Here is a 404-nt window from a genome sequence, read left to right as displayed (position 1 = left end):
GAAATTCTTGAAGAAGTCCCAGAAATGAGCCCGGCCTTCGCCGTCGCGCGACCAGAACCGGGGAAATTCCCAGAAGCGGTGGAACAGCACCGCCGTCACGGCGCAGAAGCCGGCGAGCACGAAGGCGCCGGCCCGGTCGTACCAGCCGGTGACGATCATCACCGGGGTCACCGCCTCGACGACGATGCCGAGCACCAGGACCAGGCCCGGAAACGGCAGGGGCCCGGTGGCGGCCTGGGCCCTGGCCTCGTCCCAGTGGACCACCTTGTCGTAGGCGCTCAGGGGAAACATGCCGACGAGGCAGATCTTGGCGAGCAGCGGCACGGCCACGAGGTCGAGCCAGTTCAACCCTGAATCTCCCGCAGGCCCGATGCGGGGTATGAGGCGAGAACACAGGTCATTGG

General features: G+C 66.6%; 1 protein-coding gene. It reads right to left on the bottom strand.

The window, feature by feature from the left end:
* Positions 1-348: DoxX family protein (locus FV218_RS22540; RefSeq protein WP_246685246.1), on the bottom strand; the 348-nt coding region annotated here is incomplete at its 3' end.
* Positions 349-404: the final 56 nt, after the last annotated feature.

The organism is Methylobacterium sp. WL69 (genome assembly GCF_008039485.1).
Taxonomy (GTDB): domain Bacteria; phylum Pseudomonadota; class Alphaproteobacteria; order Rhizobiales; family Beijerinckiaceae; genus Methylobacterium.
Note: the sequence above shows the minus strand (reverse complement) of the source record. Positions and strands in the feature narration are given on the sequence as shown.